Annotated in this window: 16 protein-coding genes; 9 read left to right on the forward strand and 7 right to left on the reverse strand. The window is 38.5% G+C overall.

The window, feature by feature from the left end:
* Nucleotides 1-668: 668 nt before the first annotated feature.
* Together WAE64_RS13680 and WAE64_RS13685 are read left to right on the forward strand one after the other, a co-directional pair.
* Nucleotides 669-1,865 (forward strand): pyridoxal phosphate-dependent aminotransferase, encoded by a 1,197-nt coding sequence (locus WAE64_RS13680; RefSeq protein WP_340237337.1) that lies wholly within the window; start codon nt 669-671, stop codon nt 1,863-1,865.
* Nucleotides 1,866-1,970: 105 nt separating this feature from the next.
* Nucleotides 1,971-3,083 (forward strand): AEC family transporter, encoded by a 1,113-nt coding sequence (locus WAE64_RS13685; protein ID WP_340237341.1) that lies wholly within the window; start codon nt 1,971-1,973, stop codon nt 3,081-3,083.
* Between the two features lie 48 nt (nt 3,084-3,131).
* Here the strand turns inward: WAE64_RS13685 and WAE64_RS13690 are convergent, their stop codons facing one another.
* A complete protein-coding gene (locus tag WAE64_RS13690) occupies nt 3,132-4,277 on the reverse strand; it encodes a methionine aminotransferase (protein WP_340237343.1) in 1,146 nt (381 codons plus the stop codon).
* Nucleotides 4,278-4,344: 67 nt separating this feature from the next.
* A complete protein-coding gene (locus tag WAE64_RS13695) occupies nt 4,345-5,460 on the reverse strand; it encodes a helix-turn-helix domain-containing protein (RefSeq protein ID WP_340237346.1) in 1,116 nt (371 codons plus the stop codon).
* Between the two features lie 180 nt (nt 5,461-5,640).
* Here WAE64_RS13695 and WAE64_RS13700 point away from each other — a divergent pair, with 180 nt between their 5' ends.
* Together WAE64_RS13700 and WAE64_RS13705 are read left to right on the forward strand one after the other, a co-directional pair.
* Nucleotides 5,641-7,056 carry an aldehyde dehydrogenase family protein gene (locus tag WAE64_RS13700; protein WP_340237348.1) on the forward strand — a complete coding sequence of 472 codons (1,416 nt, stop codon included), beginning with the start codon at nt 5,641-5,643 and terminating at the stop codon, nt 7,054-7,056.
* Nucleotides 7,057-7,068: 12 nt separating this feature from the next.
* Nucleotides 7,069-8,178: an MBL fold metallo-hydrolase gene (locus WAE64_RS13705; protein WP_340237350.1), complete on the forward strand. Its 1,110-nt coding sequence runs from the start codon at nt 7,069-7,071 to the stop codon at nt 8,176-8,178.
* A 115-nt stretch (nt 8,179-8,293) separates the two neighbouring features.
* Here the strand turns inward: WAE64_RS13705 and WAE64_RS13710 are convergent, their stop codons facing one another.
* From WAE64_RS13710 to WAE64_RS13730, 5 genes are all read right to left on the reverse strand, one after another.
* Entirely contained in the window at nt 8,294-9,091 is a 798-nt protein-coding gene (locus tag WAE64_RS13710; RefSeq protein ID WP_340237354.1) for a ferritin-like domain-containing protein, read from the reverse strand.
* Between the two features lie 12 nt (nt 9,092-9,103).
* Nucleotides 9,104-9,820, reverse strand: a complete 717-nt coding sequence (locus WAE64_RS13715) for a ferritin-like domain-containing protein (protein ID WP_340237357.1) — start codon at nt 9,818-9,820, stop codon at nt 9,104-9,106.
* A 362-nt stretch (nt 9,821-10,182) separates the two neighbouring features.
* Entirely contained in the window at nt 10,183-12,978 is a 2,796-nt protein-coding gene (locus WAE64_RS13720) for a M12 family metallo-peptidase (RefSeq protein ID WP_340237359.1), read from the reverse strand.
* A 168-nt stretch (nt 12,979-13,146) separates the two neighbouring features.
* Nucleotides 13,147-16,086, reverse strand: coding sequence for a reprolysin-like metallopeptidase (locus tag WAE64_RS13725; protein WP_340237360.1), 2,940 nt, complete (start codon nt 16,084-16,086; stop codon nt 13,147-13,149).
* A gap of 149 nt (nt 16,087-16,235) precedes the next feature.
* Complete coding sequence (locus tag WAE64_RS13730) at nt 16,236-17,840, reverse strand: acyl-CoA carboxylase subunit beta (protein ID WP_340237361.1); 1,605 nt, start codon at nt 17,838-17,840, stop codon at nt 16,236-16,238.
* Between the two features lie 142 nt (nt 17,841-17,982).
* On the opposite strand from WAE64_RS13730, the gene WAE64_RS13735 reads away from it, so the two are divergent.
* The 5 genes from WAE64_RS13735 to WAE64_RS13755 all read left to right on the forward strand — a co-directional run bounded on the left by WAE64_RS13735 (nt 17,983) and on the right by WAE64_RS13755 (nt 22,009).
* Nucleotides 17,983-19,134, forward strand: coding sequence for an acyl-CoA dehydrogenase family protein (locus tag WAE64_RS13735; protein WP_340237363.1), 1,152 nt, complete (start codon nt 17,983-17,985; stop codon nt 19,132-19,134).
* Between the two features lie 25 nt (nt 19,135-19,159).
* On the forward strand, nt 19,160-19,990 hold the full coding sequence (locus tag WAE64_RS13740; RefSeq protein ID WP_340237364.1) for a beta/alpha barrel domain-containing protein: 831 nt from the start codon (nt 19,160-19,162) through the stop codon (nt 19,988-19,990).
* Nucleotides 19,990-20,814, forward strand: a complete 825-nt coding sequence (locus tag WAE64_RS13745; RefSeq protein WP_340237366.1) for an enoyl-CoA hydratase/isomerase family protein — start codon at nt 19,990-19,992, stop codon at nt 20,812-20,814. The genes WAE64_RS13740 and WAE64_RS13745 overlap by 1 nt, the downstream gene beginning before the upstream one ends.
* Nucleotides 20,815-20,944: 130 nt before the next feature.
* Nucleotides 20,945-21,409: a DinB family protein gene (locus WAE64_RS13750; RefSeq protein WP_340237368.1), complete on the forward strand. Its 465-nt coding sequence runs from the start codon at nt 20,945-20,947 to the stop codon at nt 21,407-21,409.
* 45 nt (nt 21,410-21,454) lie between these two features.
* The gene (locus WAE64_RS13755; RefSeq protein WP_340237369.1) at nt 21,455-22,009 is read left to right on the forward strand and encodes a DinB family protein; all 555 of its coding nucleotides are present in this window, start codon (nt 21,455-21,457) and stop codon (nt 22,007-22,009) included.
* The last annotated feature ends 89 nt before the right edge of the window (nt 22,010-22,098 follow it).

Below are 22,098 nucleotides of genomic sequence, written 5' to 3' on the forward strand. Positions count from 1 at the left end.
CCAGGTATTCAGCATTGCTGATAGTCGTGTAATGAGCAGACTAGCAGCCCCGCAACTTCGCTAATGTGAAGTCTATTATTTTATAGGGTTCAGATACTCGGCTTTTTGCGGTCGGAAGTGAGTCTCTGATGAAGTGTTATTGTACTTTTCTAATAATTTCTAATGCAATAGTATATGTTAAAATAAGTACTTGCAAATAATTTTGTAAAAAATTTATTATACTATCGAAAATAGTTCATTTTATTTAAAAATAACTTGGATATGTACAATATTATAGAATTTTTCATTACAAAATCAAAAAAATATAAAATTTGTTGCATGTGTGTGTTTTTAATGAAAATGAAAAATAAATTGATAAAATACTGTTTTGAAGTTTATAAAATTGGTATAATTTAAATTAAAGTTTAAAATATGTAAAAAGTATGTTAAAATAATTTTAAATAAAATTTTGTCATTTTGTTGTATTATATTACTTTTGCTGCTGTATTACTTTCTACAATTTCTAAAACAACATTGAAGTACTTCAGCAATATTTCAGTGAACCAGCAAGCCAAAATCTTCTGAATTTATCAGTTCAGTCTTAAACACCACTGTCTGTTTAAATAACAAATTAATATCAGTTTACTTAAAGCTAAACAATCTTTATACTCTTTAAACACTTGAAGAAAATGAATCAGAACATTGACAGACGTAATGTATTAAAATCAGGCTTAATGGCACTTGGTGGTATGGTTGTAGCTCCGCAATTAAGTATGGGGGCTTTCCCGAACACACCTGTTCAATTAGATAGCAAAAACAGATTATATTATACTCCTTTAATGCGTGAGCACTTCATCAGCAATCCGCCTGATGTAACTAAATTAAAGGCTCGTTTGAATGCCAATGAAAATCCTTATGGTCCACCTGCAAGTGCAAAACAAGCAGTAGTTGATTCTGTATCTTTAGGCAACCGTTATGCCTGGAAAGAACTTAGTGATTTAATTGGTAAAATTGTAAAGAAAGAAGGGCCTGGTATTACACCTAACCATATTATGATGGGGCCTGGTTCGTCTGACCTTCTTGAAAAGGTTGCCTTGGTTGAATTTATGAATGGCAAAGGAAATATCGTTTCGGCCGACCCTTGCTACATGTCGTTAGTGAACGTAGCTAAAACAGTAGGTGCAAAATGGAAAGCTGTACCTTGTAAAAGCGACTGGTCGCACGACCTTGCTGCTATGGAAGCTGCTATCGATGCCGATACCAAATTAGTATATATCTGTAATCCGAATAACCCGACTGGTAGTATTACAGCGGGTAAAGAGCTACTTGATTTCTGCTCACGTGTATCAGAGAAAGTACCTATTTTTGTTGATGAAGCCTACCTTGAGCTTGCTGAAGGTTCGGATACCCAAAGTATGGTGTCTCTTCTGGCACAAAATAAAAACGTAATTGTAGCACGTACATTCTCTAAAATCATGGGTATGGCGGGTCTTCGTGTAGGCTATATTGCTGCATTACCTGCTTACCTTAATAAAATACAGAATATCACCAGAGGTGGTATGGGTATTTCGTACACTTCGGTTCTGGCGGCTTCTGCAAGTATCGAAGACATGGAGTTTCAGGCTACAACCAAAAAACTTAATACCGAGGCAAAAGCATACTTGTATGCTAATCTCGACAAGATGAACTACAAATACATTCCGTCATATACTAATTTCGTTATTTTCCCGATTACGATGGACGGCAAAGACTTCTTGGCCAAAATGTATTCGAAGGGTATCGGTATCAGAACTTTCGACATCCAGAAGAAAACCTGGTGTAGAGTAAGTATGGGTACTATGGACGAAATGAAAATATTCGTTAAAGCACTGGAAGAACTAAGCTAAGCGCATTTTAGATTTTTAATTTATTCATTGATGCCTGGGAAGTAGCAGTTTTAGCTACTCACCCGGGCATCACAGGAAGGTTTTTTCCTAAATTCTCGATTTCTTATGGCAGTAGCACTTCAAAAAACGTTTATACTCATACTCCTTATTGTGATTGGATTGGGTCTGAGGTCAAAAATCAAGAGTAAAACCGAGCTGAATGGCATTAAAGAAATGATTCTCTCGGTGGCGCTTCCCTCAACAGTTTTTGTGGCCTTAATGGGAGTGAAAATTGATTCAACTTTATTAATATATCCACTCATAACACTGGCATTCAATTTCTTTATTTATTTGTCGATGCCTTATATCCTGACAATCTTCAAGATTGAGACAGATAGTTCTATTGGGCGTACACTCACAATGTTGATGCCTTCGTTGGCGCCGGGTTTATCTAGTTTTCCGTTTATTCATGAGTTTTTGGGTAAAGAATCATTAGCTAAGGCTGCAATGGCCGATGTCGGCAATAAGTTTTTTGCTTTAAACTTCCTTTATTTTGTTGCCATGAGTATGTATTTTAAAAACAACAAAACAAATGAAGAGAAAGAAGAAGGGAAGCTAAAAAGCCTTTTGTTAAGCCTTGTAAAAGAGCCTATTAATATTGTAATGTTGTTGGCTATTGCTTTTTTAAGCTTCGGTTTAAGTTTTGATGACCTTCCTCCGGTTATTTCGGAGATTTTTAATCGTACGAGCACACTCATGACCCCGTTGGTGTTAATTTACATCGGTCTGGCAGTTCAGCTAAAAGAAGGAAAAATAAGATTGGTAAGTTCAATATTGTTGTTCAGAGCCGGAATTACAATTCTTTTCAGCGTACTGATTATCATTATCTTTCATATTACATCTCCGGTTATGGTATTGCTGGCAGTAGTTGTGCCATTGAGCTCATGTAGTTTCTGGCCCTTTGCACACATGTCAGCCGTGGCATTGAAAGAAGAAAATAATCAGGTGCCTAAAGAAAAACGTACATTCAATATCGAATTTGCGGTGTTGGTATTGGCATTCTCGTTACCATTCTCCACTATTCTGGTAATGGGGATTCTTACTGCCGGTACTTTCTTTGCACATATCGAAACGCTTATTGTAACCGGACTTGGCTTAATTGCTGTTAGCTTTGTTCCTAAATATGTGGGCAAGGCTGTAAGAATGGCAAAGGCGCAAGTTAAAAAAGTAGAAGCTTAGAAGTAGATTTTTATATAGTGATAAGGAAGCAATGTGCTTCCTTATTTATTATAACTTACAAAGCCTTTCTGCGGCTTTTTCGAGTGTTTCGTCGTCTTTAGCAAAGCAGAATCTTAGAATCTTGTTATCATATCTTTCGTTGTAAAACACCGAAATCGGAATCGAGGCTACACCAATTTCTTTTGTCCATCTTACTGCCAAATCATAGTCCGATTCATCAGTTATCTGATTATATGATACCATCTGGAAGAAACTACCCTCAGCAGGTTTCCAGGTAAACCTTGAGCCTTTTAGCCAGTTGATAAATTTATTCCGTTTTTCTTCATAAAATGCCCTTACTGATAAATAATTATTTGGGTCTTTCATAAAATCGGCAAAGGCATATTGCATTGGGGTAGGAGAGGCGAAAGTAATCCATTGATGCGTTTTTCTGAACTCTGCTGTTAATTCTTTAGGTGCCAGGCAATAGCCAAGTTTCCAACCTGTGGTATGGAAAGTTTTTCCGAACGAACCACATAAAAAAGTGCGTTCTTTTAATTCAGGATGCATGGCAGGAGATAAATGCTGTCTGTTATCGAAAATAATATGTTCGTAAACTTCATCTGAAACAATAAAAATATTGGTGTCCCTTACAATCTCAGCCAGTTTGTTTAAATCATCTTGTGTGAGGCATTTTCCGGTTGGGTTATGAGGGGTTGTGAGCATAATAGCTTTGGTGCGCTCGGTAATTTTGCTTTTAACTACTTCCCAATTAATTGTAAAGTCGTTTTCGGCTGTCAGGGTTACATACACTGCTTTTCCGCCATTCAACTCAATTGACGGTACGTAACTATCATAGGCAGGCTCAAACACAATCACTTCATCTCCTTTATGCAAAATTGCCGCCATCGTAGCATAAATAGCCTCAGTACAACCCGAAACAATGGTTATTTCATCATTTGGGTGATAATGCAAATTATATAGGTCGGCGGTTTTTTGGGCTAGTATCTCACGCAAGGGCATAATACCTGCCATAGGTGCATACTGGTTCATGCCTTTTTGCATATAATGATTCACAAGCTCAATAAGCTTTGGCGAACAATTGTAATTAGGAAAACCCTGCGAAAGATTTAAAGCCCCTGTTTCGGCAGCTAACTGAGACATAACCGTAAAAATCGTCGTTCCGACGTTCGGTTGTTTAGAGGTAATAGTCATTTAGGTAAGTGCCCAGCATTACTTAATGATGGGCAGGTATAATTAGATAATTGTAATAATCTTTAGATTATTTTTTCAGTCGGTCTAGTTCAAATTTCATTTCACCAACCAAATGGCTTAATTTATCGAAACTAGGGCTTGGTTCTGGTAAAGTATAACTCAAAAATGCTTTTATTTCCCAGGTTTCAATCACATCATCAAACGCAATTTCAGTACTTGGGAACCGGTGATTATCTGAGCTCAAGAGCAAAGTTCCTTTTATTTTTACCTGATTATAAACCCTGCGATAAATAATACCCTGTGGTTTTGTAACCAGCACGTAATTTTTGCTGTCGGCTATATCATACCAGTTTTTGACCAAGGAGCCAACCAATAATGCACCTTCAAACGTAAAATCTTCTGCCGCTTCAAATGCCCGGTATTCGCCAGCGGGCAATGTTGGTAAATGAAATTCGGTAAGCGTTTTCAGAAAACTTATTTCCTTGTTTCTCATCAAGTAGTCGTTATACTGCGAACGACGTACAATATGAATATTGTTTTTAAATGTCTGAGGTTCAGGCTTTGGTGCAGGTTCTGGTTGTACAGGCGCTTTATATGGCTGATTATCAGCGTTAAACTTAGGCGCAGGTTCGCTATATTGTGGCTGAGTTGGGGCTTTAAATGGCTGATTATCGGGTACATACTTTGATGTAGGGGCTGAGTACTGAATAGCAGGCACCACAGGTTTGGGCGGTGCTGGCGATATTACAGGCTCTGGCTCATACTGCATTTTATCCGACGGGCGAAGCATAACTTTTTGCGCCACCATTTCGGTGTTTTTTTCTTGTGTGGGAGGCTCATCACCCAAAAACTGATGCATTAAATCACCAAGAGAAGGAGGGAAGTCAAACGGGTCTTCTTCTTCTGGCTCGGGGGCATCGTTGCTGTAAGTAGGTTTTGCTTCAAAACCAAAAGTAAGGTCTGGCGTTTCTCTTAGTTTTCTTATATCTTTTTTTACAAAATCATCTACACTAATGCCAAAAGTATTGGCTATAATCTTAAGGGTATCTACCGGAGGCACTGCTCTTGCTTCTTCATACGCACCTACATTGGCTCTTTTAGTGCCGATTCGACGCGCAAACTGGTCTTGGGTCAGTCCGTTGATACGTCGAAGGTATTTTAAATTATTGCTTATTAATGACATCTTGACTTATTTAAAGGTGTGAATGCCACACAGATTATATTTAATGGAAAGCTTAAATCCTCCCCGAATATCTAAAATTTTTAGTAATTCACCAAATTGCATTTGTTTTTGAAAGTTTTTTGCGTTTTTACTAGATTTTTTTTGAATTTTGTTAAAACCATCATAAATCAACAAAACCTGATGACTCATATTCCTGCTACCATAGAAACCGATATTGAGGCTTTATTTCAGCTTCAAAAGAAAAACCTTTCTACTATTGCTGCTACAAGCTCAAAAGAACGCATAGCTAAAATCAAAAAAGTAATGAACTGGGTGCTCGAAAATCAGGATAAGATGACCGAAGCACTTAAAGCTGATTATAGAAAAGACCTATTTGAAGTGAAAGTGAGTGAGGTGATGCCTGTGGTAAGCGAGGCAAAATATATTATCAAGCATCTTGACCAATGGATGCGCCCCGAAAGCGTTGAAACGCCGCTAAAAATGTTGGGTACAACCAGCAAAATAATGCATGAGCCCAAGGGTAACTGCTTGATTATAAGCCCCTGGAATTATCCGTTCAATCTTTCGCTGAAACCATTGCTGCAAGCCATTGCCGCTGGAAATGCCGTAATCATGAAACCATCTGAAATGGTGCCTAATGCTTCGAAACTACTTGCCGAAATGATTCAGGAATTATTTCCGGCCAATGAGGTTGCAGTTGTAGAGGGCGATGCTAAGGTATCAAGCACTTTATTGAGTTTGCCGTTTAGCCACATCTTTTTTACAGGTAGCCCAGCAATCGGCAAAGTAGTGATGCAAGCAGCTGCAAAGCATTTAGCCTCGGTTACTTTGGAACTAGGCGGAAAATCACCGACCATTGTTGATGAAACCGCTGATGTAAAATATGCTGCGCAAACCATTGCAGCCGAGAAATTCCTGAATAATGGGCAGACCTGTATTGCACCTGATTATATTCTTATTCATCGCTCAAAAACCCAAACTTTTGTGCAAGAAATGGGTAAGTATATACAAAAAATGTATGGCACAGATGTTTCTAAATCGGCTGATTATTGTAGAATAGTGAACAACAGACACTTTAACCGAATAAAGGGTTTAATTGATGATGCCGTAGAAAAAGGCGCAAAAGTTGCCGTTGGTGGAAATACGATTGCCGCTGAGAACTTTATTGAGCCTACAGTGGTTACCAACCTAAATGATGGCATGCAAATCATGCAGGAAGAGATTTTCGGCCCTGTTTTACCAATTCTTGAGTTCGATAATATAGAAGAAATCAGTGCCTATATTAATAAGGGCGAAAAGCCTTTGGCACTTTATATATTCAGTAAAAAACGAGCTAATATAAATTACATTTTGCAGAATACATCGTCGGGTGCAGCCGTAATTAATGAAACAACTATTCATTATTTACAGAATAATCTTCCTTTTGGCGGCGTGAATAATTCGGGTATTGGTAAATCTTTTGGTAAATATGGGTTCGAAGAATTTTCTAATAAAAAAGCAGTTGTTGAAAGCAAATTTTCTACATTCAGTATGTTTCATCCACCTTTCAATAACAGAGTTATAAAAATGCTTGATTTGGTCATCAAATGGTTTTAAAGATTAAACACTATGAAATTTACCAGAAGAGCATTTATTGCTCTATCGGCATTTATTGGTCTAGCTGTCGTTAGTTCGATTTTATTTATGAGACAAAAATTTTTTGGAAAAAATCCGTTCGGTGATAGACTTAAAAAAATTCTGAAATCGCCCAATTATAAAAGTGACACTTTTCAGAATTTATCACCAACAAGCGTAACTCTAGAAAATGCCTCTTATCTGAAAATGATGAGAGAGTTTATCAATAAGCCCAAAGATGCTTCGCCTCCGAAGCCTTTGCCATCAGTCAAAACTGACTTAAAGAGCCTGAAATCAGATAAGCCAACAATCGTGTGGTTTGGGCATTCATCATATCTTATAAAATCAAAGAACATAAATATTCTAATTGACCCTGTGTTAAGCGGCTCGGTGTCACCAATTGCCTTATTTGGTGGAAAGTCATTTAAAGGAAGTGATATTTATGATGCAAACGAGTTGCCGGATATTGATATGCTGTTTTTATCTCACGACCACTACGACCATCTCGATTACAAAACCATTGTAAAGCTAATGCCTAGGGTAAAGAAGTTTTATGTGGCTTTGGGTGTGGGTTCTCACTTGGAATTCTGGGGTGTTGAACCAGAAAGAATAGTGGAGCTTGATTGGTGGGATGTACATAAAGTAGCTGACGATATTGAAGTAATAGGGGCGCCGGCCCGACATTTTTCTGGGCGTAGCCTTGCTAGAGGTAAAACGCTATGGTCGGCCTTTATACTTAATATTCATGGCTATAAGATATTTATGGGCGGCGATTCGGGCTATGATACGCATTTTAAAGAAATTGGCGATAAATACGGCCCGTTTGATATTGTAATGCTTGAAAATGGTCAATACGGAGCAGAATGGCCTTACATACACATGTTTCCTGAACAAACAGCGCAAGCAGCTATTGACCTTGGCGCAAAACTATTATTACCTGTTCACTGGGGGAAATTCATTTTAGCCAATCATGGATGGAACGAGCCTATTAATAGATTAGTTGCTGCTGCTAAAAAAAGTAACCTACCTATTACTACGCCAATGATAGGAGAACCAGTGATAATCGGTGAATCTCTCCCTGATAAAATCTGGTGGAATATTTAATAATTGTATTTTAACAATAAATTACACTTGTGTTGAAAACAAAAAACGGAGACCTACCTATATGTTATATACGTAAAGATAGGTCTCCGTTTTATAATAAGGTATTTTGAAAAGCTTAACCTGCAATAAATGGCGTTGCAATTGCTAATACCTGCTCTTTTGTAAGTGGTTCGTCAAATGCTTCTGAAATAGCTTCTTTCGATTTTCCTGCAAGACCTGTTAAGTCTACACCACCTTGGCGAAGGTTTTCTTCACCAGCATAAACCGCTGCCGGCGAACCTTGATTAAGTGTGATCCAGCCTTTTGTGCCTGCTACAAAGCCTTTGGTATTTAGTAAGCGTCTAACAACTGAGGCATGGCGTGCTTCTACTGAGTGAATCTGTAGAGCATATTGCAAAAGAGGTTTGTCTTCTGCTGCCATCAGGTTACCAGCTTGGCCTTTATAAGCTCTCACACCAGTGTCTTCTAATGCATGAGAAACAATGGCAAATGTTTGATAACTCGTAAATACATTGGCAAATGCACCTTTTGCTGTAAAGTCAAACTTAGGTTTAGCTACTGCTTTAGAGCCTAATGCTGCCAGTAAAAATGCCACGTGTTGTGTTTCATGTTTACCAATTTGAGTAAATATTGGTTTTTCTGCTGCCGGAATTAGGCCAGATGCAGCATTACCTGCTTTATAGAATTCGTCTTCTAAGTATTCAAGAGTCAATGCGTAATTCAAAACATCGATTGCTGCCGGAGTTGCGGCATAAGCTTTTTGAAGACTTGTTGCTAAAAGCGCAGGAATTGCAAAAGCCGAAACTTTTTTCCCAATTGTATTAAACATGCTTCGTCTCGAAACGTGCTCTAGTCTTTCGTGAACATCTGTGTCCACTTTCTCTAATTCTGATAATATATTGAAGATATTCATTGTCTGTACTAATTAAGAAGTTGGAAGATTTGATGCAGTGATTGTAGTTTTAACATAAGGTTTTACTGCTGCCAGAATATCGGCAGGTTTGATGGCTTTATCAAGACCGTTGTTGTCAACGATATCATCTCCTGCAAAAGAAGTTGAATTTGGCATCAACAAATCTCTGATAGCTGCTGCATGACGTGCCTCAACCGAAACTATTTTACCTGCTATTAATAAATAATCTCCACTTTTAATCAGGTTACCGGCGCCATTGTAAGCCTGAACGCCTGTATCTTCAAAAAGTTTGGCTGCACCTAAAACGCTTGCTCTGCTAGTGAAATCGATAGAAGAGAAATTTACTTCAAGACCAGGTATAGCATTAGTGCCAAGGGCTGCTTTAAAGAAGTCTCTGTGGATAATCTCGTGGTCACGAATTTCGGTAAGAAGAGTTTTTTCGGCGTCAGTAATACCCGAATAAGGCGTAGCTACAACTTGTGTGTAGAAAGCAGCCTCTAGTTGTTCGAGGGCATAGGCATAGTTTAAAATACCAACATCACCGCTTCCAAGGTCCACTGCTGATGGCGTGGGGGTCATGTCGTCATCTTTGTCGCATCCGGCCAAAAAAACAGCACCTGCCACGGTAGCCATTCCGGCATTTCTTAAAAAGTTTCTTCTGTCTGCGGATTTTACTGATTCATCTTGTGAACGCACATGTGGTGATGAACCCAACTTTGGTGTTTCCATGGGCATGATTTGTTTTTGATGAAATAGCCGTTGTGGCTACCATTCTGGATTTAATTTATTTATTGTAATACTTGGATTTACGAAGTTATATTAAAGTTGGATTTCTTTAGGACAGAATTTTTTTTAAAATTTTTCTAATTCAATAGATTGGTTCTTACTTTCCTAAAAAAACAAATTCTGTTTATCTTATGCTAAAAAATCATGCCACCGTTTTAATACGATTTAAGTAGGCTTTAAAGGGGGTAAACTTTCTACTTATTCCTAAAGAAATACGATTCTTGTAGAATATATGTCTCATCTACAGAAAAAAATCCTACCCAATTAAGGATAGGATTTTTTTCTATCAGAATAATGAAAATTATTTAGTTGCAACCACCCGTTTCGGCTCTGAAGGTTGTTCCGCTATCGGCAGTAAAACCAGCATTGAGCTCAATGGCTTTTGCCTGATACGTGGCTTTGGTGCCTGTTCCGGTTACAAGGTTTGTTGCAGTTATTTTTCCATTAGCTGCCGACGCTTGCCTGGTTACATTCCCAGAACTTATATTGTTTGCTGGGTTTGTAAGGACAAGGCTTGATGGGCAAGGTGATGGAATAATGGTTAGAGACTTGCTGTTATTACTAAATAAAAGACAAGTGCCAAGCCCATAAACCTGTTCAATAGTTTTGTTCAGTAAGTTGCTGGTGTTAAATCCGTTGGCATAACTTAATCCATAAACCAGGAAACTACCACCCGAAATAGAAGTAAAATCTGAAGATGCAGATACTGCTGTGATTTGCTTATTGGCTTGGTTAACCGCTACATAAGTATAACTAAAGCCAACTGGTTCTGTAAGAACTTGTATTACCTCACCTGTGCCATTAACATTGAATGTAAAACTAGCTGACGACTCAAAATTATAAACAACTGCATAATAAGTGGTGCAGGCATTAAGTGAAACACTTCTACTTCCGAACCAACTAACTTCACCGTAGGCATTTGAGCCAACGAAGGTAGAGCAATTGAAAGTTGAAGCGTTAAAAATACTAAAAGCCGTACTTCCGGTATTGTTTGGTACTGCTGAAATTGAATAATTACCAGTCTGACTTACTCTGAATGCAATAATCTGAGAACTAGGTTCCCAAAATTCATGAGTATAGCAATTTGTAAAAGTGTTATTAGTATAAGCAATTAAACGACGTTGAATTTGCCCTGAAAAACTCACATTTTTACTTTTATTCAAAAATAAAGAACCTGTTATTTTCGATAAGCCTAAATTAAATATAGCATTACCACTATTACCGCTCACTGGTGCTTCCGGGCAAATGTATGTAGTTGCCACATTACAGTTAGATGTAATCGTAAAATTGGCATTACTTGCATCAAAAAACTCAGCAGTTGCACTATTTGTACTTACAATTTTAATTCTGGCTTGAGTAGTATTCGGAATATTTGCGGGTATTACAACAGCCAATGTGCCATTATTGCTTGTTGAAGCTGCCAAAGTGTACGGAAAACTACTTCCTCCATCTATTGATAACAGGATTTTTACATTTGCGCTGAGTGCATTAGTGCTATTTACAGCCCAAGTAACATTTTGTGAAATACCTGCAGCCCAAGACTCTCCACCATTTGGTGCTGTTACAGTCAAAGGACCTTTATTCCCATCTACAGTAATTGTAACAGAGCTCATATCAACACCACCACCAACTGTGCGATTATCTCTTGCCGTAAGTCTGAAAGTCATCGTCCTTGCTACATTTGGTAAATCTTCTCCTTCCTGATCTGGTGGATTATTGGCATTGTTTAGTACAAATGCCATGTCCGGAAAGTTTCTTACAGGTGATGTAGACTGGCGGGTTCTAAATAATGGTGCAGTAGTACTATTAACAGCGTTTCCTGTATGGCCAAGCTTACCTGAGTCACTCGCCATTGGTACATCATACTGTTCCCAGGTAAAACTCAGCGCATCGCCATTGGCATCTGTACCTGAACCTATAAGCGTGAAAGGGGTATTTTTAGGAATAGTGTAGTTGGCTCCAGCATTAGCAACAGGTGGCGTATTACCAGTTGCCGTTGGCGTACCGCAGGTATTTCCAGAGCCTGTTTGTATGTAATTAATCATTCTGTCGAGCGAGTTGGTATGAAAATATGGAACTTGCCCCCCTGTAATGTTCTGACCAGTCCCGCATAAACCAGAATAAGACATAATGGTATTACCGCTACCTGGTTCAAATGCGGTTGGCGTATTTCTATTGCTTATTCCACAATTGGCGTTTCCATTGCCATTAAAAGTATGTGGTGCAGTAAACTGATGCCCAACTTCATGTGCCATTAGTAAAAAACTAGATGGTGTTGTACTGCCAGACCAGCCCCCACCTTTGTAGTCATTGACACAAACCCCAAAATAAGCAACTCCACCGCCAGTAGTATGTAGCGCATGTCCCAGGTCATAATTTGCAGAACCAAATAATGTATTCATTTGAGATCTAAGCGCATCAACCGCCTGATAGTATGTGTTTATATTATTTGTGTTACGATAAAATACATTTGCACTAGCAGGATTAATAGGCGAGCGAAGTGTAAATCTAACAGCGATTTCTTTTTCGTATAAGCCATTTAAACTGTTAATAATAGCAGCTACCTCATTATTTACTGCCGCATCTGTATTTCCACGCGCTACATAAAACTCATTTGTAACCATTATAGCCATTCTGTAAGTACGTAGACTTGTGCCATTGGTGTAGTCTTTTACTTGATCAATGGCTTTTACACGGTTGTTATTAAGCAAACCCTCTTTTGCACTACACTCAAATTCCTCATGTGTTTTTGTATAAACATTGTAGATATTTGAAATTGCAGATTGCGTGTCTTGCTCTATCACTACAATTTGTCCGTCAATGTATATCGTAGCTATTAATTTTGCTTTTGTTGTGGTAATTCTACAAGTAACAGTAGGGTTTCCTTCTTGCTCACCCAGATACGTTTTGGCATCGCCATTAGTACCATTGGGTAAAATTGAATACTCAACAACTTTAAATCTTGCCGAAGAGCCATCGGGCAGCGGTAAGCTAATGATTGTGGCAGAATTGCTCGTATTACCAATCCCTAAAGACGACTCTTTGGGAGAGGCATTCAATTGTTGTAAATAAGAAGATATATCTAAGGTAACTTTGCGCATATCGGTTTGAGCAAATAGATAATCAGACAGAAGAATGCAAAGAACTATGAAAATAAAAGTTTTTTTCATAAAACGTATTTGTGAGAAAAGGTTAGAACTGCTTAATATGATTGGACAAAAGATAATTAATTTCTAAAAACCAGAACTTTACAATTCAGCAAAGCAATTTTAATTACACCCTCCTGTTTCTGCTCTGAAAACGCTTCCGGTTTCGGTCTTAAATCCGGCGTTTAATTCAATAGTTTTTGCCAGATAAGTGGCTCGAGTGCCAATGCCTGTAATGAAATTAGTTGCACTTATCTTCCCATTACTTGCCGAAGCAAGGTTTGCAACATCGCCGCTCGTAATATCATTCATTGGGTGTGTCAGCACAAGATTACTTAAACATGGCAACTCGATGACAGTTAATTGTTTGTTATTATTGCTAAACAAAAGACAGGTGCTCTCGGCATATATCTGCGCAATTGTTTTATTTAGTAGAGTATTAGTGTCAAATCCGTTAGCATAACTTAAGCCATAAACACTAAAGTTGCCATTCGGAAGTGTAGTAAAATTTGAAGATGCAGACACCGCCACAATTTGATTATTAGCCTGATTAACTGCTACATAAGTATAGTTAAAGCCCGAAACATCACTTTGTACGTCAATTATATCGCCAGGCCCATCGAAATTTAATTGAAAACTTGTAGCTGAGTTAAAGTTATATACCAATGCGTAGTAAGTGTTGCATTCATGTAAGGTAAGATTTGTGCCTCCACCCCAAGAAATACCTTGTCCTGTCGAATAAGTGTTTGAGCCTAAAAAAGTGTTGCAATTAAAATTGGGAGCGTTGAATATACTTATTCCAGCAGCGCTCGTACTACTATCTAAAGCGTTTAATTGATAAGTTCCGGTTTTACTAACCTTAAATACCACTATTTTAGCAGTAATAGTGTAAGGGTTATGGCAAGCAGTTTTAGATGAATTCGTGTAGTAAATTCCTGGCTGACCGCTTGCACCTGAAAAACTAAAAGTCTTGCTTTTATTAGTAAACAAACTTCCTGTAGCCTTACTAAGCCCAAGATTAAATACAGTACTTCCACTGTTGCCAGTAATCGGCTGTTCTGAACAAATATAAGTAGTGGCTGCAATACAAGATGAATTAATAGTAAAATTACTATTGCTCACATCAAAAAACTCAGCAGTTGGGCTATTGGTACTTGCTATTTTGATTCTAGCTTGTGATGTGTTTACAATATTAGTAGGAATTGTGACACTCGCAGTCCCATTGTTGGCTGTAGAAGATAAGAGTGTATAAGGGTAATTATAACCACTATCAACTGAAAGTAAGATTTTTACATTGGCGCTCAACAAATGAGTACTGTTAACATCCCATGTAATGATTTGAGTAGAGCCAGCCGCCCAAGGCTCGCCGCCATTGGGTAATGTAACCGATAAGGGACCCTTAGTACCATCAACGGTAATAGTCACTTCGTCAGAATCTACTCCACCACCGCTGGCTTTGTTATCTCTTACAGTAAGCCTGAAATTTATTATTCTACTTACTTGTGGTAGTGCTTCTCCTTCATTATCTGGCGGATTATTCGCATTATTGAGCACAAATCTTAAGTCAGGGAAATTACGGACCGGAACATTAGAAATTTTACTTCTAAATAATGGCGCACCTGCTGTGCTGTTTACGGCCGGGTATCCACCAATTCCGTTAATGTTACTGCCAAATGCGCCCTTGTCATCGTTATTGGCAATATCGTATTGTTCCCAAGCATAGCTTAATACATCCGTGCTGTTTGGGTCGGTGGCAGAGCCAGTTAAAGTAAAAGGTGTGCCTTTGGGTATTGTATAATTGTTTCCGCCAATGGCAGTAGGAGGGGTATTTCCGGTAGTTGTTGAAGTGTAGCAAGTATTAAATGTATTTACCGAAACCAATATCTGTTCAATACTTTTGGTATGAAAATAAGTGCTATTATACGGAGGTGTAAGGTTATAATTAACGGGCGTTCCGCAATTACCTCCATATCCCATTAAGGTTGAACCGCTTCCTGGTTCAATGGCCGCTCTGCTATCCCAGCCGTTGATACAGAAATTAGATGCGCCACCTATGGCATTATAGGTGTGCCATGCCATAAACTGGTGCCCTGTTTCATGAGCAAAAACCTCAACTATGCTCCCCAAAGCGGCATTGCTTACAAATTCTGTCCATGCGCGTCCTTTGCTGGTGTTTTCGCACGGGGTTGGGCCTGCTTGCCCTTGTACATAATAATCAGGCCCTGATCCATCAATATAGGCATTCATTACATGCCCTATATCATAATTACTGTAAGGTAATAAAGTATTAGTACTTAGTACATTAAACCCGTTTTGAGCATTGGCGGCACTAGCAAATGAAGAATTGATTACGAAAGGGTCTGATACTTGAGAGGTAAACAAGATTGACATTGAACTGATGGTTTCAGGAATCAATGAAAATCTGATAGCCACTTCAACTTCGTAAATCAGGTTTACTGCATTTATTATCGAAATAATTTTGTCTCTCGCTTGTGTTTGTCCACCCAGTGCTGCGGTCATTTGATTAGTGGCAGCCACGGCTAGCCTGAAAGTTCGCAGATGCGTACCAATCGGGAATGGTGATACGCTTAATACACGCCCGTTTTTATGTTCATTCAGAAAAGGCTCATTGCCGCTAATATTACAACTGCCTTTGGGTGCTTCGTTAATGTTATATAACCTGTAAGTGTCTGGCTTTTTGTCGATAGGTTCAATAAAATAATAGCCATTATTATAGTGCATGATGGCACTAAAACCTGAAGGTGTGAGTGTTATTCGTATTGGAATACTTTTATCGATTGATTCTCCATTAAAAGTCTTTACATTTGCCGCTTGGTTTTGCATGATCGGAGAATCTTTTATCTTGAAAAGAATCGTATTCCCATCGGGTGAAGGCAAGCTGATTACAGGACGTAAATCTTCACTTGAAGCATTGGCTGTTTGTAATTGTTGCGTTAATTGGTTAATATTGATTTTTACTTCTCGTCCTAAAATTACGGGAGTTTGCGCAAAACTGGTATGATAGATATTCAGCAGAAGAATAAGGAGTAAATTCTTTCTCATGTGCGCTTAGGGAAAAGTTAAGGTTTCATAAGTTATTTATGAAAAAGACCAATACTTACCTTACAGAATTTTGGTAAATATTGGTCTTGCAAGTTAGCATTAAATACTGTCAGAGATGTATTTTGATCTTAGTTTTTATCTAATGGCTTCTATGTCTGAATCACCCCAACGTTATAACGTTTGGTAATAGGTGCATGATTGGCTGCCTCTATACCTGCCGATATGATTTTTCTGGTTTCTAATGGGTCAATCACCCCATCAACCCAAAGGTTAGATGCGGCATAATAAGGGCTGAGCTGAGAGTTGTACTTATTTGTAATTGAATCTAACAATTCCTTTTTCTTTTCTTCGTCTAGTTCTACACCTTTGTTTTTTAACGTTGCTTCTTGTATTTGAAGTAAAGTTTTAGCGGCCGATGCGCCACTCATTACAGCCATCTGTCCTGTTACCCACGAATATATCAGCCTTGGGTCATAGGCCTTGCCGCACATGGCATAATTGCCTGCCCCGTACGAATTTCCGACAATAAACGTAAACTTCGGCACAACCGAATTGGCCATTGCATTTACCATTTTTGCTCCATCTTTAATAATTCCACCATGCTCTGAGCGACTGCCTACCATAAAACCTGTTACATCTTGCAAAAACACGAGTGGAATTTTTTGCTGATTACAATTCATGATAAATCGTGCGGCTTTATCGGCCGAATCAGAATAAATAACGCCACCCATCTGCATTTCACCTTTTTTTGATTTTACTATCTTGCGCTGATTGGCAACTATCCCTACCGCCCAGCCATCAATTCTAGCCAAACCACATAGTATGGTTTGTCCATAACCTTTTTTGTATTCATCAAACTCCGAATTATCTACTATTCTTTCAATAATCTCTACCATATCATAAGGTTTTACTCGGTCGGCTGGTAAAATATTATAGATTTCTTTCGGGTCTTTTAGTGGCAGGAGAGCGGCTTTGCGGTCAAATCCTGCTTTAGGGTTATGCCCCATTTTGTCAAAAATCTTTCGTATTTCATCTAAACAAGCCGCATCGTTCGGGAATTTATTATCTGTTACTCCCGAAATTTCGCAATGCGTAGTAGCACCTCCGAGCGTTTCATTATCAATATCCTCTCCGATAGAAGATTTTACCAGATAAGAACCCGCCAGAAAAACCGAGCCTGTACCTTCCACAATCAAGGCGTAGTCAGACATAATCGGAAGATACGCTCCTCCGGCTACACAGCTTCCCATAATAGCGGCTACCTGTGGAATACCCATCGACGAGAGCTGAGCATTGTTTCTGAATATTCGACCGAAATGGTCTTTGTCAGGAAAAACTTCTGCCTGCATTGGGAGATATACCCCTGCCGAATCGACCAGATAAATAATCGGCAATTGATTTTCCATAGCTATCTCTTGTGCACGTAGGTTTTTCTTGGCTGTAATCGGAAACCACGCTCCGGCTTTCACCGTAGCATCGTTCGATACTATCACACACATTTTGCCGCTTACATAGCCAATGCCACATACTACGCCACCATTGGGGCAACCGCCATCTTCTTCATACATACCTTCTCCGGCAAACACCCCAAACTCAACAAATTCAGTATTTTTATCTATAAGATATTCAACTCTTTCCCAGGCGGTCATTTTGCCTTTTGCCTTATGTGCCTGAATTTTTTTTAAACCTCCGCCCAGTTTTATTTGTTTTTTCTTTTGAGCCAGCTCTTCTAAAAGTGATTCCAGATTTAGCATAATATATGAGTGATTTCGTTTATGAAACAAAATAATGATATTATTTCTTAATATCGAACAATTTTTTTGCAAATATGATAAATAGTTGTCAAAAAAATAATTAGTATTGCAACTAATTATCAACAACCAATAATATAAATATATGACAGTTTTTGAAATCGATACAGACGAACAACTAGAAATGATTCGCCAAAGTGCCAAAGACTTTGCAGAGAACTATATTCGACCTCACGTAATGGAATGGGACGAGACTCAGAAGTTTCCGGTTGACCTCTTTCATAAAATGGGTGAATTCGGGTTTATGGGTGTACTTGTACCCGAAAATTACGGTGGTTCGGGCCTTGGCTATCAAGAATACATTACTATTATAGACGAGATTTCGCAGGTTTGTGGTTCTATCGGCTTGTCGGTAGCGGCACATAATTCACTCTGTACCAATCATATACTCACTTTTGCCAACGAAGAACAAAAACAGAAATATTTACCTAAACTAGCTAGCGGAGAATGGATAGGCGCATGGGGCTTAACCGAAACTGGCACGGGTTCTGATGCTGGCGGCATGGCAACAACAGCAGTAGCCGATGGTGATTATTATGTATTGAATGGCTCAAAAAATTTTATTACTCACGCCATTAGTTCAAATGTAGCTGTTGTAATTGCCCGCACAGGCGAAAAAGGCGATTCTCATGGAATGACAGCCTTCGTTATTGAAAAAGATACACCGGGCTTTTCGGCAGGTAAGAAAGAGAACAAAATGGGTATGCGTGCAAGCGAGACCGCTTGTTTGTTTTTTGATAATTGCAGAATACATAAAGATAATATTCTGGGTAATGTAGGCGATGGCTTCGTTCAATCTTTGAAAATTCTTGATGGAGGGCGTATTTCTATTGCTGCTTTGTCGCTTGGTATCGCTAAAGGGGCTTTAGAGGCTGCCTTGAAATATGCGCAGCAAAGAGAGCAATTTGGTAAAACAATTATTAATTTTCAGGGAGTGAGTTTTAAACTGGCCGATATGGCGACAAAAATTGAAGCATCAGAACTCTTAACCCGAAAAGCTGGTTTTTTAAAAGATAATGGTCAGAAAGTAACCAAAGTGTCGGCTATGGCAAAACTCTATGCCTCTGAAACAGCGGTTGAGGTAGCAAATGAGGGTGTACAGATTCATGGCGGATATGGTTATACAAAAGATTATCCGGCTGAAAAGTATTACAGAGATGCCAAACTTTGTACGATTGGTGAGGGGACTTCTGAGATTCAGAAAGTGGTAATTGCCCGAGAAATTACCAAAAAATAATTAGTATTGCTAAAATTAAAAGCCCATGAAAATAATTGAATGCCCAAGAGACGCTATTCAAGGGCTGCACGATTTTATACCAACTCATAAAAAGACAGCTTACATTAATCAGCTTCTGGCAAGCAATCTTTTTGATACCATCGACTTCGGGAGTTTTGTTTCTCCCAAAGCTATACCACAAATGGCTGATACCAAAGCCGTTGTTGAAGGGCTTGATATGTCTACCACCAAAACCAAATTGCTGGCAATAATAGCTAACGAAAGAGGTGCTGCTGAGGCAGTCGCTTATGACAAAATCACCTATTTGGGTTATCCTTTCTCGGTTTCAGAAACTTTTCAGTTACGGAATACCAACGCCACAATTACAGAATCTTTAGAAAGAGTAAAGGGCATTCAGGAAATTTGTGAGAAAGCCAATAAAGCTTTGGTGATTTATATTTCAATGGGATTCGGCAATCCTTACGGCGACCTTTGGAATGCTGAAATTGTGTTAAATTGGGTGTCTCAACTCAAACAGCTTGGGATAAAGATATTTTCGTTATCAGATACAGTAGGGATTGCAACACCAGAGAACATTAGTTATTTGTTTCAAAACCTTATACCTCGGTACTCTGAATTAGAATTTGGGGCACATCTGCATACTACCCCCGATACCTGGAAAGAAAAGATTGAAAGTGCCTATGGAGCAGGTTGCAGAAGATTCGACGGGGCTATATTAGGATATGGTGGCTGCCCTATGGCTGCTGACGAGCTGGTAGGCAATATGCCAACCGAAAACTTATTGATATTTGGTGAAAACACTGATTTTGATAAAATCAATGATTTAAAAATGGCTTTCCAAAACCTGATTAACTAATGTATTTCACTGAAAACGATATTGCTTCTTTTGCGGATGTTGAGCTTAAATTAATAAAAACAGAGATTAAAGGGAATCTGTTTATTATTACGCTAAACAGACCAGAGAAACGAAATGCTTTTACCCCAACAATGGTACATGAAATTGCTTTTGCCTTGGCTTACGCTAATTCACAAAGCGATGTATGGTGCGTATTGCTGGAAGCAGAAGGCCCAGTTTTCTGTGCCGGAATGGATTTGAATGTATTTCAGAACCCTACATTAGATATTAGCAATGATAAACTTCCCGAACCAGCTATGGAAATAACTTTAGGTGATGCCTTTAAGAGTTTGCTAAAGCCTTGCATTGCCAAAGTGAAAGGGGACGTATTGGCAGGAGGATTTTTGCTGATAGGAGGGTGCACTTTTGTTGTGGGTACCGAAGAAGTCGGTTTCAGCCTACCTGAAGTAAAAAGAGGAATTTTCCCTTTGCAGGTTATGGCAAGCCTATTAAAAATAATGCCACAACGCAAAGTTCTTGAAATGTGCATACTCGGCAAAAAATATTCTGCGCATGAAGCCCATGCACTAGGTTTGGTAACACATCTTTCAACAGCTGATAAAATCGACTCAGATACAGATGAATTGATTCAAACTATACTGGCTGGTTCGCCCTTTGCTATTAAAAAAGGTATAGAAGCTTACCAGAATTTAGCTACAATTGCTGAAAATGAGCAGCATCAATACCTGATTAATCTACTGCAAGAGATTCGTAGTTCGGCCGATGCACAAGAGGGTATTCTCGCTTTTAAACAGAAAAGACCGCCTGTTTGGCAAAATTCATGAGGCAAATCGTTATGTTCTATAAATTTTAGGAATATTTTTTGATAGAAAGTATTTCAAATCGTACCTTTTTCCGCAAATTTGCAGTCAGAAATTTTAATGTTATTTTTGGCGAAATTTAAGACCAGTGCTTATGAATCGTAAGGAGCTTGACAAAATTATTGATAATTTAGATACCGTATTCAGAGGAGATGCCTGGCATGGGCCATCAGTAATGGAGTTTATCAACTCAATGCCTTTAAATGTAGTAGATGAAAGGAAAGAATATTCGAAATATTCTATATGTCAGATTATATACCACCTTGGTGCATGGAGAAGATTTGTGCTTGAGAAAATAGGTGGCAATATCAGATATGATTTGGTGAGTGAGGAGGAAAATTATGGTACCGAAGAGGCTATAACTAAACAAAACTGGCCAAATCTGGTTGAGCAATTAAGAGCTAATCAGGAAGAGCTGATAAGTACACTCGAAAGTTTAGACGACGATTTGCTCGTTAAGCTAGTACCAGGACAAGACTACACCTATTATAAATTATTAACAGGCTTAATCCAGCATGATACCTACCATTTAGGTATGATTTGGGTTTTATGGGAATAATTTTGACACATTAAACGTTAGCAATAGAATTAGATTAAAAATATAATGGAAGAACTACAAACAAGAGAAATAGACAGAATTAAGACTTTATTGAATGCCGCTTTTCATGGTGGTTCATGGCATGGCCCATCAGTACTTGAAAATGTAAAAGACATAAAGCCGAAAACTGCCGGAAATCGTCAGAAAGGAATTCATACTATTGCCGAATTAGTTTACCATATGACAACCTGGAGAATCTTTGTATTGAAAAAGATTCAGGGAGAAGCAGAGTTCGATATCAGAACCGAAAAGCAAAACTGGGGGAACTTAAAAGAGATTGATGAGTTTGAATGGGAAACCCTTCAAATGGAGCTTACCCTTAGCCACGATGAGCTAATGAGTAGCCTGGAAGATAAAGACGACAACTTTTTGTTAGAGATTGTGCCGGGTAGTGAATATGATTTCTACACACTTCTGCATGGTATTATCAACCACGACCTGTACCATAACGGACAGATTGGGATTTTGAAAAAAATGGCTCCTAAATCAAGCAAGTTCGATGACGACGATGAGATGAAAAGTAGCCGTTATTTCAACGATGGTTTTGATGATGAGTATTAAAATCTAAAAAAAATATAGCGAAAGCTTGGAAATGTATAAATATTTCGTATAATTTTGAATTATAATAAATTCACATAAAAAATCCATAC

Origin of the sequence: Emticicia soli (genome assembly GCF_037860775.1) — a bacterium.
Taxonomy (GTDB): domain Bacteria; phylum Bacteroidota; class Bacteroidia; order Cytophagales; family Spirosomataceae; genus Emticicia; species Emticicia soli.